The sequence below is a fragment of the Bradyrhizobium genosp. P genome (assembly GCF_049949265.1).
Lineage (GTDB): Bacteria > Pseudomonadota > Alphaproteobacteria > Rhizobiales > Xanthobacteraceae > Bradyrhizobium.
Window position 1 is genome coordinate 3,076,158 of sequence record NZ_CP188195.1, and the last position, 14,384, is coordinate 3,090,541.

The window sequence follows — 14,384 nt, forward strand, 5'->3', positions numbered from 1 at the left end:
GGTTGACGATCCTATGGCTTCATTCGGGCTTCTTTTGCCCGAGGGCGCGATAGATGGTGTTTCTCGAGACGCCGAGACGTCGCGCCGTTTCGCTGACGTTTCCCGCGGTCTCGGCATACACCACAAGGATGCGGGCCCGGTGGACGTCGTGGAGCGATCCGGGCTCTGCCTCCGGGCGTTGAGCGATGATGTCCTCCGCACCGGCCTCTTTGATGGAGCTGTTTGCAGCGGCGAGGGTGAAGCGTGCCAGCACATTGCGAAGCTCGCGGATGTTGCCGGGCCAGGGACGTGCGGCGAGATGCGCAATGTCCGCCGGCGTGATGCCGCAATTCGGGTCGATCGCATCCAGCAGATGGCGAACGATGGCGTCAAAATCGTTGCGTTCCCGGAGCCTCGGCAGCGTCACCTCGAGCGTGTTGAGGCGATAGAGCAGGTCGGAACGGAACCGGCCTTCGGCGATGGCCTTGTCGAGCCTGGCGTTCGTGGCGGAGATCAGAAAAACATCGACCTTCGATCGGACGCCGCCGACCGGGCGTACAGTCCAGTCGTCCAGCAGACGCAAAAGCACCGCCTGCAATGCGACAGGCATGTCACCGATCTCGTCAAGGAACAGCGTGCCTCCGTCCGCCTCCTTGACCAGTCCAGTCGCGCCACCGCGCCGCGCCCCGGTGAATGCGCCCTCGGCATAGCCAAAGAGTTCGGTCTCGATCAGGCTTTCGGGCAAGGCGGCGCAATTGACGGGGATGAAGGCACCCGTTCGCCCGCTCGCCACGTGGGCGTGGCGGGCAAGCTGTTCCTTGCCCGTCCCGGTCTCGCCGCGGATGAGGATGGGCATCTTGCGCGCCGCCGCCGTCTCGACCTGACGGACGATGGCTCGCACCGCGGGATCGCGGGCGACGAATCCGGCGGCTGTGCTCCCGGCCGCGTGCTGAGGAGACCGGCCGGCCGGCTTCAAATCCTTTCGCGCCGACACCGCATTCGCGGTCTCGTCGCGTTCAACTTCGGATCTCGACTTCTGAACGTCGCGATGCACGATCAGGGGGCGCCGTCGTGCATGCAGCACCACAATGGCGCCGATGCCGGAGCGTTCATTCTCGACGAAATTAAAACTGGCGTTTGGAAGCAGCTCCTTCAACCTGCTTGGCCACTCCTCGAAGGGAACCGTCTTTAGGAATCGGGTTGGCGCGTCGTCGTGAATGCCGTGGTGGTCACGCCGAAAAGCGTTCAGGGCGCGTTCGGTGGCATGGAGGATCGTGCCTCGGCGGTCGAGCACGATGCATTCGTCGTTCGACCATTGCGATCTTTTGGCGAGAAAGCGGCACAACAATTCCTCATGTTCCTGTCGCACTGATTGTGCCAGAACGCTTTCCACATGGTGGCCGACCGCGACAGCCAAAGCGAGGCTCTGCGGATTGAATGTGCTCGCGGGGCCCGAGATGTCCACCACGCCAAGCAGCTCGCCATCGCTCGGATCGTGAACCGGAACGGCAGCGCAGGTCCACCGCTGGACCTCCGAACAGAAATGCTCTGCGCCGCGGATCTGGACCGGCTTCGATTCCGCTATCGCGGCGCCGATCGCGTTGGTGCCGATGTCGGCCTCGCTCCAACGTCCACCGTGTTCAAGATGAACCGCGCGGCCGGCGTCAATGACCCTATCGTCGCCCTGCGTATCGATGATCAGCCCACTGGGATCGGTGAGGATCATGATCGAATTTGCGTCACGCAGGAATGTCTTCGAATTCTCGAGCGCGCACCGCGCGGCATGACGGAGCGAAGCGTATTTGGAGCGATGGCGAAACAACTCGGCGTCGGCGACGAGGGGCGCCTGCGCACGGTCGATGGTGACGTGGTGGTTCCTGGATCTCTGCCACGACGCTGCCACCGACGACCTCAAATCGGACGACAACGCTCCGCGCTCGACGAACTTCTCCCACGCCGCCAGCACTTCTCCTTGGTCCATCCCGGCTCCTCCGAGGTGAAAAGCGGCTGGACCCGGTCGTGACGGGCCCTGCGATCAATCACCTGAATGCGGGGACTGCCTGTCGCAACTGCCGGTTCGATCACGCAAGGCGCGACGGTTAAACCCAGCCAGGCTGCTCGGACGGCCGCCTGCATCGGATCCCATACCCGTCGCACCCGCTGTGAAGCCGGCCGCGCCGTGCAATCAAACAACCCCTTCAGCGTCCCACTTCCCTGAAGTCCCAGGCCGTTCTCTGAAGCCCGTTGACGAGATCAGCGTATACTTTTTGAACGGTTCTAGCAAAGGTAGCGATCGGAGGTTTCGCTGTGTTGCGGTGGAACCGGTCAAGCAGCGGGTTCCGATCTCTACTCCGCTGCAGCGATCGATTTGCCGAGGGGGCGGCTCGATCTGTTCAAAAATCGGGGCGAGAGCTCGTTGTGACCAGTGCAGCGCAGCATCCGTGAGTGGCCTGCGGTAGTATCCTCGGCCGTGGAAAGCTCATCCGTTGAATCTCCCGTTTACCAGACGCTGCTGTTTGATTCGCTGGAGGAGGCCTTCATGTCAGATGGGGACGAACGTAGCATTCCTCGGCATGTCTTTCATGATCGAGGCGTTCATGGCTCCCAGTTGGGAGATAACTTCAGTGCGAGACGAATAGAATGACCACTCTTGCTCTCTTGGCGCAGATGCGGACCTTGACTTCATGACGGCTTCGATCGTGGCGCGCAGGATGCCTGTATCAGGAAGGTAAACCGCGAATCCATCGCCCTTGAGCGCCGTGACATCCATGCCCAGCTCCTGGCAAATGTCTGCCTTGTATCCGATGTCATCGCGATCGGCCTGACGCGATTGCTCGATCAATTGGGCAAGTGCCCCGTCGACCACGCGGCCGTCGCTGTAAACCATCGGGCCGGTCTCGTCCCAGGTTTCGGGAGCGCAGTCCTTGTGCTCCGGGCGGAGCTGAATATGCGGGTTGATCTCAACCGGGTATATCTGACACACGAGGGGGCGGTGCTCATAGATACCGCAACGCTTGTCTTTCGTCAGGAACCGGCAGGTACCGATGTTATACGCAGCGAAAGTGATGGTAACGTAGGCATTGGCTCCTCCACAACGCACTTTCAACGATCGGCGCTGCGCGTGGTCACGCTGTACAGGGGGAACTCCGTCGCCATTTTCCAGGAATGCTTCGATCAGTATGACCAACAGGCCGCCGTCATCAACCCAACGCAAGGCCTCGTGCAAGGTCAGTGAAATATGATGTCCGTGGCAACACTTGCCGCAACTGTTGCATGCGAAATGGAGATTCATCAAGCTGCTTCCCCAAGGTTCTTGTCTCGATACGTGAACCCTGCGCGGTTGTTACGCGTCGAAGAAAAATAACAGGCAGAGAGCCTTGGTACACCCACCATCCTCTCGGGGATATAGCCGCAGCCAATATCGGCCAAAACGCCGGGATCGTTCCTCCCGGAAGGGTGCCGCCTGCCTGCTGCGGGAGAGCCGTCGGCGGAGGTAACGCAAAGGCAGCGCCTTGCGGCTTCAACCCGGCAACGCCGGTTCGATCGGAAGCGGGCGGACCGGGACATGGCAACCGCGCCCCAGCCTCGCATCATCCGCCCGCTGACATCGCGGCTGCATCCAACTCGATATTGAGGATCAGGCCTGTCCCAGTACTGGTCGTCACTACCGCAAGCGGATCGTGAAGGTCGACGATCTCGGTCCTGCACTCGTCGAGGATGGTCGCCGCAGGTCGCTGCTCATCACGTCTTCGTGGTCAAACTCACCTCCAGCCAACTGCAAGCCACTGCTCACGAAAATGACGCATCAGTGCTTATCGAGGCCTGCACCGGCGAGCTTCGGGCCGGCGCGCATTAACCTCCACAGGTTGATGTCCTTGACGATATCAGCGCGAAGTTGGAGGGTTGGTGGAGATGCTACAACGAAGAGCGCCGATACGGCGCAGTCGGACGGGTACATCCGATTTCGTTGGGCCAGTACGAAGACCGCCCGGGCGCACCATCAGATAGGAGCGATGAGGGGACAGGGTCATCGAGATTTGATCATCATTGATACTGACGTTCGACGATGCCGTTACGATGATTGGGCGGGAAATTGAGTAGCGAAGCATGCTGAATTCAATGTTCCATATTGCTGGCGTCCGCGCTGCCGATCTGTGTGGCGCGCCTGACGACCCCGTATCGAACCTTGCGCGCTAGAATGTCGCAACTCGAGACATCAATGCCTGTTGATGTGCCTGCCAAGCGCAAGGGCGCCGTCAGGCCGATGACCGCTGCGGACGTGCCCGCGGTCGCTCGGCTTTTCCTCAAGATCTTCAGGGGGGCCGACAGGCAGGTGGGACCGGACCTTGAAAACTATCTGCGAGTGCTCACCCTGGGCTCTCCGTCCTACAGCGAGACGGCGGGTACGCAGATCTACGAGCAACAAGACGGGAGCATCCGCAGCGCTCTGCTTGCTGTGCCAATGCGTTTCGTTGCTTGCGGAAATGTCGTGCCCGGGCGGCTTCTCGGCGTCTTCATGACCGACAAAGAGGCCGTCGGCGCGGCGCAGCTCATCCTTGCCTTGCGGCCCAGGCGCGCCGATTTCTCCTTCTGCGACAGCGCTTCGCCGACGAGTTGCAACCATATGCTGGCTATTGGTGGAAAGCCGATTTCCGTACAGAATCTCGAATGGTCGCGCAGCTTCCGTCCTCTGGGGGCTTTGGCCGGACGCCTTGCGGAGCGTCTGCTGCGCCGCAGGGATCCGGGTCTGGCGGCCCTCGCACGTCCCGTCGATGCCCTGCTCCGACGCCGGCTCGCCGCAAAGGACGCAGTTGACCCGGCCGGTCCGAAGGTGACGGAGATGTCGGTCTCGGCCTTCCTCGAGCATGCGCCCCGGCTCATTGCCCACTACGCGGTACGCCCCTTGTGGCCCGAGGACGAACTCTCATGGCTGGTTTCCCTGGCCGCGCAGAACACCCAGCTCGGCACGTTCACGATCCGCGCGGTCGAAGACCGCACCGGTGCGATTACCGGTTGCTTCGTCTATTATGCCGCGCCGGGTCGGACCGCGCATGTTCTCAATATCATGTCGCTGCCAGGTCAGGAGACCGCTGTGCTGGACGCGATGTTTCGCGATCTCGACCGCGCCGGCCATCTGGAAGCCCGCGGTCGTGCGCAGCCTGCTTTGATGGCCGGGCTCGCGCTTCAACGCTGGCTTGTCTTCCGGCACAAGGCCTTCGCGATGGTGCTGACGCGGGTTCCGGAAGTGAACGATGTCGTCGCGCGCGGAGATATCTATATCGGTGGTCTCGCCGGCGAGGACTGGAGCCGGCTCATGTCTGATTTTTACTAAGGCAGGTGATCGCGATGGCAGTGTCGGTCATCCTCAAGACGCTCAACGAAGAGGCCAGGATCGGTCCCGCGATCGAGAGCGTGCTGGCTGCGCTCGAAGCGATCGGTGGCGAGGTCATCGTGGCCGACGGCGGTTCGCGTGACCGCACACTTGCTATGGCGGCGAATTATCCGGCCCGCGTTGTCCAGCTTGAGCCCGCGATCCGTCCGAGCTGCGGCATCGGTCCGCAACTCGGCTTCCAGTACAGCCGCGAGCCGTTCATCTGCCTGATGGACGGCGACATGTTGCTCGATCCGGACTTCCTGCCCGACGCTCTCGCCTATCTCGCAGCCAACCCCGGCGTTGCCGGCGTGACCGGCCACGTCGAGGAGATGAACGATACCAGCCTCGAATATGTGCGGCGCGGCCGGAGGATTTCGCCGGAGAACCGGACGGGCGCGATCGACCGCATGAATGGCGGCGGGCTCTATCGGAGAGAGGCCGTCGAGCAGGCCGGATATCTGTCGGACCGCAACCTGCACGGCTACGAGGAGTTCGATCTCGGTGTGCGGTTGCGGGCGCGAGGCTGGACCCTGCATCGTCTCGACCGCCGTTTCGTCCGCCATTTCGGACATGCGCTCAACGCCTATGCGCTCCTCGTCCGGCGTTGGAAATCGGGTTACCTGCGGGGGATCGGCGAATTGTTGCGGGCGGCATTCGGAAAGCCGCAATGGAAGCAACTGGTTGAGGATCTGCCCGAGCTGAAGCTTTGGGTCGCGGTCTATCTCTGGGTGATCGCGATGGTCGCGCTGCCGTTCGTGACACCGACGCTCTCGCTGGGGCTCGCGATCGACGTCGGTCTGATCGCCGGCGTCGTCGGATTGATGAGCCTGCGGCAGCGGAGCCTGTCACTCGGCTGCTACGCGATCGTCGCGTGGTTCTTCCACGCCGCCGCCTTGCCGCTTGGCTTCTTCCAGAGCCGCAAGGCTCCGGCGGTGTGGATCGACAGCCGGGTCGTGCACGACGCTCCTTAAGGGGAGAGCGGCTGTGACAATGCGCCAGCGGTGGGGCGGGGGCCTGCCGCGTCCTGGCGGCTCCGGCGCGAGAGCTCGAGCAGAACCAGCCACGCGGAAATGACCACAGATCCTTCGATGACATAGAGCGCGACGAACGTACCGATGGGTGCGGCGAGCCACGTCGCTGCCGCGATAAGACCGCTGCCCAGGATGTTGGTGCCGTTCAGGATCAGGGCCTCGTGCGCCCTGCCGCCCTGATGCGCCCAACAGGTCGACCGCCACCGCCCAGGCGCCGACGAGGACGATCGTGCCCGAAAGGCAGCGCACGAAGAACGTCAGATCGTGATAGTCCCGACCGAACAGCAGCGGAAGGTATGGTGCCAGCACGAACAGGATGAGGAACGTCGCGACGCCAAGCACGAGCGCCGCGCCGAGCGCACGCTTCGCCGCGGGCAGCGCCAAATAGAGCCCGTCGCGGCTCGCGCGTGCGAAGCGCGGATAGACCAGCCGGTTGAAGGCGTCGATCGAGAGATAGCTGCTGTCCATGATTCGTCGCGCCACGCCGTAGCTGCCGACCGTCTCGACCGGGGCAAACAGGCCGATTACAAACAAGTCCACGTTGGATCGAACCGCCCGCACCACGAATTGCGAGCTGAAGAGAATGCCCAGGCGCAGCTCCTCACGCAGGATCACAAAGCGAGGCCGGCCGAGTGGTCGCAGCCACGCCGTTGCCACGAGCGCGTAGATCAGGTGGCCGCTGAACTGCCAGACCGCCCATTCGGACAGGCTCGCCGTGCCAAAGACGATACAGGCGAGGGCCGCGGTGGCCGTGCGCACGAGAGCAAAGCCGACGACCGAGCGATTTGCCGAGCGCACCTCGCCGAAACTGAGAAACACCGTCTCGACGAGAAGGATGACCCGGACGAGCACGACGTTGCCGAAGAACAGCAGGGCGATGGTCGAGATGCCGGAATCGATGTGGGGCCAGGACGACATCGCCATGACTCCGCCGAACACGAGCACGACACCGGTGAGGCCGATCAGAAGAAGGTTGTGGCCGAGAAGGCTGGGATAACTTCCGGGATCGCGCGACACCCCGCGAACCAGGCAGTCCGCGGCGCCGAGGCCGCAGATCTGAACCGCGATCGCGGTGACGGCTGATATCTGCACGAACAGACCGAACTCGGCTGGCCCCAGCGCGCGCGCCAGAATCGCGAACGTCACAAGCTGGGCAAGACTGGCCGAGGCCAGCGATCCGCTCGAGAGCAGATAGCTGACGATCAGCGGAGTGGCCGTCGAGATTGTCCGGCTAACAGCTTTGAGGTGTTGCACTGGTCCAGCGGCCCTGGTTGTCGGCGGATCGCCCGAGCACAACATTATCAGGCTCGGATGCACTTCATATCGCGCGCGGTGTGCTGTTCGAAATTGACGTTAATGGCGCACGTCGGTGCAACGACGCTATCCGCGCGCATTTACGCGACTGCATGCGATGCGAACGGCGCTTCTCATTGTCGTCGTCCCAAATGTCGCACGCACGCGTGCATGTTCGACGCAATCTCTTGAATCCACAACGAGTAGTGCAAAGAAAAATCGCATTGTGCGTCTGCACGGCGAGCAAACTGCTGCGCGACAATTCAATCAAACGTCGAACGAGTTCGCCGTCGGCATAAATGTTGATGGATGCATCATCATAAATGATGCCATCAACGAAACCGATAATACGGTTAACGCTAAAATCCACTTAAAGTTGTCTGCATCTATGAGAGGAGGATAGTGGGCCTACACCAAACAAATCGACGTTTGGGCAAAGAGAAAAATGGAGGCCGTCATGATGCGCACCACAAGTGTGCCGCTCGCTATGATTTGCGTTTTGTCGACTGATGTCGGCGTGAACGTTTTGAGCAATCGCAGGGCCGGCGTGTCGGCTGTCGCTCCGATCAGTCCGACCAACAGCAACGCACGTTCCGGAATCGTCGTCGTCGGCTTGCGTTGCTGCTGCGATCTGGCCGGATGATCCGGCGTGGATGCGCTCTCTCATTGAAGTCAAGCGAGATGTACACAGTGACCGATACCAACAAGACGCAACGCGGCGACGCGCCTTCCTATCGAGGGGCGGCGGTAGCGATTGCCGTGCCCGGAGTTGCGATCGATGCCTTCCAGGTCGCGGGCTGGGTGCTGCGCGGTTGGCTATGGATACTGATTGCAGCTCTCGCCGGTGCAATCGCAGGCGTCGGCCTCACGGAGCTCCTGACACCGCGGTTCACTGCGATAACGGACCTCACGATCGCGCCGTCCAACTTGCTGGTCACTCCGAACGATCTCTATGCGACGAACATCCAGAGCGACAGCCAGATCCTGGATGTCGAAAGCAAGATGAGGATGATCACCTCCGGAAATGTCCTGCGCCGCGTCGTCGACAAGCTCGGGCTCGAGATCGATCCGGAATTCGCATACAAGCCGCGGCTGTTCGACCTCGGTGCGCTGTTCGATCGCGGCGCGCCGGAGACTGCCCAGCGGATGGATCTTTCGGGGGTTCTGGCCAAGCGCATCAGCGTCACGCGTCAGGAGCGTTCCTACGTCGTGACACTGTCGGTCTGGGCGAGCCAGCCGGAGATGTCGGCCCGGCTGGCGAATACTATCGCCGAGACTTTCCGTGGAGAAGTCGTGCGCGCCGACGCCGAGCGGTCGGGGCGGGCAGCGCAAGGACTGGCTGCTCGGCTCGACGAACTCAAGGCGGCTGCGACCGAGGCGGAAGACAAGACCGAAGCATTCCGACGCGCCAATGGCTTGCAGCAAGGTCAGTCCGGGCAGCCTCTCAGCTCCGACGCGATGGAGCAGATGAACGCGAAGCTGACCGATGCCAAGGCGCGGCTGGCCGAGGCGGAGGCGCGCTATCGCGAAGTTTCGCAATCGGTCTCGCTCTACGGTGTACAGGGAGGTGCCCTCCAGTCGCAGACCCTGTCCGGATTGTTCGCCGACGAGGCGGCCTTGCGCCGCCAGATCGCGACGCTTTCGCAGACGTTGGGACCGCGCCATCCGGCCCTGATGAATGCACTGGCCGAAGCCGGCGCCCTCAGTAACGCGATCAACGCCGAAACCGAGCGGCTCCGTCGCGCGGCGCGGATTGCGGTCGATCAGGCCAGAGCAGCGCTCGACACACTGACCAACGAGACAAGTGCTTTGCGCGGCAATGTGGCCGTCGACGACCAGGCCAAAGTGAAATTGCGCGAACTCGAGCGCGAAGCGAGCGCCAGGACTGCGCTCTACCAGACTTTCCTGAAGCGCGCCGGCGAGGCCGCCGAGAGACAGCAGATCGATGCGACCGACGTGCGCGTGATTTCGCCAGCAGCCGCTCCGTTCCGTCCGACCTGGCCACCGCGCCCGATCATCGCCGCGGTCGCAGGTGCGGCGCTGGGCTTGCTTCTCGCCGCGGGGATGCTCGCAGGCCTCGGCTATCTCGGCGCGTTTCGGCTCGGCAGGAAAGGAATTGCGTGATGCACACCGATGACATGCGCGGGGGCTCAGGTATCGGCATTCTGGGGCCGCCGCTGTTCGTGGCGACGCTGTTGTTCTACCTGATCACGCTGACACCGTTCATTGATCTATCGGCGGCCAATGCGGGAGATCCGGCAGCCGACAAGTCGAGCACGATCAACCAGATCGTCTTCCTGGGACTGACCGCCAGCCTCTGGCTGACGGTCTTCAGCTCACCGGTGCGGCATCTTGCCGTGCGCCCCCGTGGCGTTCTGATCGCGACACTGTTCTGGTTTGCGATCGTCTCGGCGATCTCGGCGCATCCCGACATTGCGCTCAAGCGTGTCGTGCTGGCGACGCTGACGATCGTGAATGCCGGGATCTTCCTGCTGCTGCCGCGTTCGGAGCGTCAGTTCGCCAGTCTGCTCTCGATGTGTTGCCTCGGCACACTGGCTCTCGCCTACCTTGGCGTCATCCTGTGGCCGCATCTCGCCATCCATCAGGCCAGCGAGGTTCGCGAGCCGATGAATGCCGGCCTCTGGCGCGGCCATTTCGCACACAAGAATGTCGCGGCCGCCGCGATGGTGATGATCAGCTTCGCGGGCCTCTATCTGTACAGCACCGGCCGCCGCGTCACGGGGGGAGCGATCACGTTGCTCGCGATCGTGTTCCTCACCCAGACCGGCGGAAAATCCTCCAGCGCGGCATTGCCCGGCATTCTCGTCGTCGCCTGGTTGTTCGAGCGATGGCGCGCGATCCGGATCCCGATGGTCTTGCTCGGAATCGCAGCCTTCAACACCGTCACGATCGGCTGTTCGATCTCGCCTGCGATGCGAAGGCTGGTCGCTGATCTCGGCATCGATCCGACCTTCACCAATCGCATCGACATTTGGCGCGTTGGCGTCTCCGCCGTCGGAGACAAGCCGCTGACCGGTTACGGCTTCCAGATGTTCTGGCAGACCGACGAGATGGTCTACAAGGCCGGGGGAGGCGCGAGTTGGGCGGTCGGCGCCTTCAACGCTCATAACGCCTATCTCGATGCGGCCATCACAACCGGCATCCCGGGCCTCTTGCTGACCCTGGCTCTGCTTGTCTGGTTGCCGCTGCGCGATGTGACCCGAGCAGAGACCAGGGACAACGATCCTGCGCTGACCCGTCTCTTCATCCGGATCTGGCTCTATGGTGTGTTCTCGGCCTGCGTCGAGAGCCTGTACTTCCAGTCCGGAAGCCTGATCTGGTTCATGGTGATTGTCGCGATCTTTGGCCTTCGTCTCCAGGCGAGTGCGCACGAGATCCGGGTGCCGGAAGTCGAGTTGCGTGGCGTGGAGCCGGCCCATGCATAGTCCGTCCATCGTTCCAAACTTGCGTGGCGGCATGCTTCGCCTGCCGATCGACCGGCTCGCCGGCCGTTTGACGAACAGGCTGATCCGGGCCACGCCCTGGCAGGTCATCCGAATCCCGACCCGGAAACCGATCGTCTCCTTCACGTTCGACGACGTGCCGGACTCTGCGCTCCACTCGGGTGCAGCAATCCTTGAAGCGCACGGAGTGCGCGGCACCTTCTATATCGCGGGCCGCCTGGCGGGCCGCGTCGAGCCGGATCGCACGTTGATCGACGCGGCGGGCTGCAAGGCACTCGCCGCGCGCGGGCACGAGATCGGCTGCCATACCTATGACCACCCGGATATCCGGCATGTCGACCGCTCCTTCCTGGCTGCGGACCTTGCTCGCAACCAACGCTACCTCAACGCGATCGATCCGCGGCCGAGCCGGCGCAATTTCGCCTATCCCTACAACAGCGGGTGTCTCGGCAAACGGCCGATGTTGGCCTATTCGTATCGGACCTGCCGCGCCGGCGGCGAGGCGATCAACCGCGGCCCGACGGACCCGACCTTTCTCCGGTCGGTCGAGATACGGCAACCCGAAACGCACGTGTCCGGGCTGACTCGCTGGGTCGACGCGCTGGTCGCGGATCCGGGCTGGCTGATCTTCTTCACGCACGACATTTCGCCGACGCCGACGCCCTACGGCTGCACGCCTGCTGCCTTCGAGCGGCTGGTCGCGCATACCGTCGAACGCGGCTGCCACGTGCTGACCGTCGATGCGGCGCTCGACAGCATCGGGTTCCGGGAGAGTGCCCGATGACGGGTGCCCGACGGCTTCTGGCCATCAACAATTACTTCTACCGGCGCGGCGGCGCCGAGAGCGTCTTCCTTGATCACATCGACCTGTTCGCGGATGCCGGCTGGGACGTCGTGCCCTTCGCGATGGAGCATCCCGACAATCTGCCGAGTCCTTGGTCTGACTATTTCGTCTCCGAGATCGAGTATGGCCGGACCAGCGGGCCGCTGACGAAGGCAAGACAAGCCGCCAAGATCATCTTCTCGTTGGAGGCGCGCCGGAAGATCCGTGCCCTGATCGGTCGCGTGCCACCGGCGGTGGCGCACGCTCACAACGTATATCATCACATCTCGCCATCGATCTTCGAAGTCCTCAAGGCCGAGGGCGTGCCGATCGTGATGACGGCGCACGACCTGAAGCTTGCCTGTCCTGCCTACAAGATGCTGAATCAGGGCAGCGTCTGCGAGCGTTGCCGCGGCGGACGAATCCACAACGTCTTGCTCAACCGCTGTGTCAAGGACTCGGCTGTGGTGAGCGGGCTGGTCTTCCTCGAGACCTTGGTTCACCGGAGTCTCGGACTCTACCGTGACACGATCGACCGTCTCGTCACCCCGAGCCGCTTCTACCGCGACAAACTGGTGGAGTGGGGCTGGGACGCAAAGCGGATCGCCTACATCCCGAACTGCATCGATGCGAGCCAGTTCACGCCCTGGTGCCACGAAGGCAACTACTTTGTTTACGCAGGACGGCTAGCACCGGAGAAGGGGCTCGCCACACTCGTGCGGGCTGTCGCGTTATCGCGCCAGCGGCTGGTCGTGGCCGGTACCGGCCCCGAAGAGGCGGCCTTGCGCCGTCTCGCGGACCAAGTCGGCGCCGACATCGTCTTCGCGGGCCATCTGGACAAGCCGGAGCTGAAGCGGCTGATCGGAGAAGCGCGCGCACTGGTTCTGCCCTCCGAATGGTACGAGAACGCGCCCGTCAGCGTCCTCGAGGCCTACGCACTCGGACGCCCCGTTATCGGCACAGAAATCGGAGGCATTCCGGAGTTGGTCGTTCATGGCGAGACCGGCGTTCTGGTGGAGCCCCGCAACGCCGCAATGTTGGCCGATGCGTTAGCTGTTGTCGCTGGCCTGCCACGAACCGAGCGAAACAGGTTTGGCGCGAACGGCCGCAATTGGGTGCGTCGGGAGTTCACTCCCGACAAGTACCGCGACCGCACGATGGAATTGTACGACGCGGTGGTCCCCTGATGTACACGTTCATACCAGCAGGCGGAGCAGACCGGAGAAAAGTGATCTTCCTCGGCTTACGGGGCATCCCGGAGGTTCAGGGCGGGGTCGAAACCCATGTCGCCGCGCTCTCGGTGCGAATGGCGCAGCGCGGCTGGAACGTCGAAGTGCTCGGACGCAGGCCGTATCTCCCGGTGCGAAGGCCGTTCGTCTGGAAAGACGTCACCGTGACCCCGATCTGGTCGCCGCGATCGAGAAGCTTCGAAGCGCTGCTGCACACGGCCTTCGGTCTATGCGTCGCCGCCCAACGGGGCCCGGATCTCGTTCATATCCAGGCCATCGGGCCGGCCCTGCTGACCCCGTTCGCCCGCCTGCTGGGCCTTCGAGTCGTGGTGACTCATCATGGCTTCGACTACGAACGTCAGAAATGGGGACGGTTCGCAAAGTCGGTCCTGCGTGCCGGCGAAATGATGGGAATGACGTTTTCGAACGCGAACATCGGCGTTTCGAAGGCCATTGCCGATGCGGCTCGTCGCAATTTCGGTGTCGCCGCGACCTTTATCCCGAACGGAGTGGAGAGCGACCTTCCGAAACTCGGCACCTCTTATCTGGACCAGATCCAGGTTGCGCCGCGCGCTTATATTTTATGTGTCGGCAGAATTGTCGAGGAGAAGCGGCAACTCGATCTGATCAGCGCCTTCTCCCGCGTGAACGAGCCTGAGACGAAGCTGGTCATTGTCGGCACCGCTGATCACAACGGCAGCTATCTGCGCGCGGTCGAGGAGGCGGCGGCAGCGACGCCCGGGGTCGTGATGACCGGCTTTCAGCGCGGGGAAGCCCTGTTGCAGCTCTATCAGCACGCGGCGCTGTGCGTTCTCCCGTCGAGTCACGAAGGAATGCCGATGGTGCTGCTCGAAGCGCTCAGCCACGGGACCCCGTGTCTGGCAAGCGACATCGATGCAAATCTCGCGCTCGAACTCGGGGCGGAGAACTATTTCCCGCTAGGTGACGTGGATGCTCTCGCGAACGCGATGAAGGAGAAGCTTGCAGCTCCCGACAGTGCGCAGAGCAGGGAGGAGCGTGCGGCACAGATCATCGGTTCCTTTGGATGGAGCCCGATCGTCGATCGCACCATCGAGGTCTATGAGAGCGCGCTTCCAGTTTGGAAGCCGCGCAGAGCGCTTCGCGGCGCGGCCGTCAACAAGCATCTCGAGTTTGGAGGCTGATAATGACGCATGACTTGCGAAACCTGGA

The 14,384-nt window shown here is 62.7% G+C and carries 10 protein-coding genes and 1 pseudogene; 8 read left to right on the forward strand and 3 right to left on the reverse strand.

Annotated elements, in window-relative coordinates:
* Positions 1 to 19: 19 nt before the first annotated feature.
* Both ACP2YO_RS14810 and ACP2YO_RS14815 read right to left on the reverse strand, forming a co-directional pair.
* Positions 20 to 1,960, reverse strand: coding sequence for a sigma-54-dependent Fis family transcriptional regulator (locus ACP2YO_RS14810; protein ID WP_426441493.1), 1,941 nt, complete (start codon positions 1,958 to 1,960; stop codon positions 20 to 22).
* Between the two features lie 561 nt (positions 1,961 to 2,521).
* Positions 2,522 to 3,271, reverse strand: coding sequence for a YkgJ family cysteine cluster protein (locus ACP2YO_RS14815; protein ID WP_426441494.1), 750 nt, complete (start codon positions 3,269 to 3,271; stop codon positions 2,522 to 2,524).
* Positions 3,272 to 4,198: 927 nt separating this feature from the next.
* On the opposite strand from ACP2YO_RS14815, the gene ACP2YO_RS14820 reads away from it, so the two are divergent.
* Complete coding sequence (locus tag ACP2YO_RS14820) at positions 4,199 to 5,311, forward strand: GNAT family N-acetyltransferase (protein ID WP_426441495.1); 1,113 nt, start codon at positions 4,199 to 4,201, stop codon at positions 5,309 to 5,311.
* 14 nt (positions 5,312 to 5,325) lie between these two features.
* Complete coding sequence (locus ACP2YO_RS14825; protein WP_426441496.1) at positions 5,326 to 6,324, forward strand: glycosyltransferase family 2 protein; 999 nt, start codon at positions 5,326 to 5,328, stop codon at positions 6,322 to 6,324.
* Positions 6,325 to 6,705: 381 nt separating this feature from the next.
* On the opposite strand, the pseudogene ACP2YO_RS14830 reads toward ACP2YO_RS14825, so the two are convergent.
* Positions 6,706 to 7,683: pseudogene (locus ACP2YO_RS14830) on the reverse strand (oligosaccharide flippase family protein); the annotation flags it as partial.
* Between the two features lie 451 nt (positions 7,684 to 8,134).
* On the opposite strand from ACP2YO_RS14830, the gene ACP2YO_RS14835 reads away from it, so the two are divergent.
* From ACP2YO_RS14835 to ACP2YO_RS14860, 6 genes are read left to right on the forward strand one after another with little or no spacing between them, the layout of a single operon-like run.
* On the forward strand, positions 8,135 to 8,320 hold the full coding sequence (locus tag ACP2YO_RS14835) for a hypothetical protein (protein WP_426441497.1): 186 nt from the start codon (positions 8,135 to 8,137) through the stop codon (positions 8,318 to 8,320).
* 47 nt (positions 8,321 to 8,367) lie between these two features.
* Positions 8,368 to 9,801, forward strand: a complete 1,434-nt coding sequence (locus ACP2YO_RS14840) for a GumC family protein (protein WP_426441498.1) — start codon at positions 8,368 to 8,370, stop codon at positions 9,799 to 9,801.
* Positions 9,801 to 11,123, forward strand: a complete 1,323-nt coding sequence (locus ACP2YO_RS14845; protein ID WP_426441499.1) for an O-antigen ligase family protein — start codon at positions 9,801 to 9,803, stop codon at positions 11,121 to 11,123. The genes ACP2YO_RS14840 and ACP2YO_RS14845 overlap by 1 nt, the downstream gene beginning before the upstream one ends.
* A complete protein-coding gene (locus tag ACP2YO_RS14850) occupies positions 11,116 to 11,925 on the forward strand; it encodes a polysaccharide deacetylase family protein (protein WP_426441500.1) in 810 nt (269 codons plus the stop codon). The genes ACP2YO_RS14845 and ACP2YO_RS14850 overlap by 8 nt, the downstream gene beginning before the upstream one ends.
* The gene (locus ACP2YO_RS14855; protein WP_426441501.1) at positions 11,922 to 13,151 is read left to right on the forward strand and encodes a glycosyltransferase family 4 protein; all 1,230 of its coding nucleotides are present in this window, start codon (positions 11,922 to 11,924) and stop codon (positions 13,149 to 13,151) included. The genes ACP2YO_RS14850 and ACP2YO_RS14855 overlap by 4 nt, the downstream gene beginning before the upstream one ends.
* 41 nt (positions 13,152 to 13,192) lie before the next feature.
* Positions 13,193 to 14,356: a glycosyltransferase family 4 protein gene (locus tag ACP2YO_RS14860; RefSeq protein ID WP_426441502.1), complete on the forward strand. Its 1,164-nt coding sequence runs from the start codon at positions 13,193 to 13,195 to the stop codon at positions 14,354 to 14,356.
* The last annotated feature ends 28 nt before the right edge of the window (positions 14,357 to 14,384 follow it).

Coding starts and splice junctions, on each gene's coding strand:
- ACP2YO_RS14810 (WP_426441493.1), bottom strand. CDS start 1,960: ATGGACCAAGGAGAAGTGCTGGCGGCGTGGGAGAAGTTCGTCGAGCGC.
- ACP2YO_RS14815 (WP_426441494.1), bottom strand. CDS start 3,271: ATGAATCTCCATTTCGCATGCAACAGTTGCGGCAAGTGTTGCCACGGA.
- ACP2YO_RS14820 (WP_426441495.1), top strand. CDS start 4,199: ATGCCTGTTGATGTGCCTGCCAAGCGCAAGGGCGCCGTCAGGCCGATG.
- ACP2YO_RS14825 (WP_426441496.1), top strand. CDS start 5,326: ATGGCAGTGTCGGTCATCCTCAAGACGCTCAACGAAGAGGCCAGGATC.
- ACP2YO_RS14835 (WP_426441497.1), top strand. CDS start 8,135: ATGATGCGCACCACAAGTGTGCCGCTCGCTATGATTTGCGTTTTGTCG.
- ACP2YO_RS14845 (WP_426441499.1), top strand. CDS start 9,801: ATGCACACCGATGACATGCGCGGGGGCTCAGGTATCGGCATTCTGGGG.
- ACP2YO_RS14850 (WP_426441500.1), top strand. CDS start 11,116: ATGCATAGTCCGTCCATCGTTCCAAACTTGCGTGGCGGCATGCTTCGC.
- ACP2YO_RS14855 (WP_426441501.1), top strand. CDS start 11,922: ATGACGGGTGCCCGACGGCTTCTGGCCATCAACAATTACTTCTACCGG.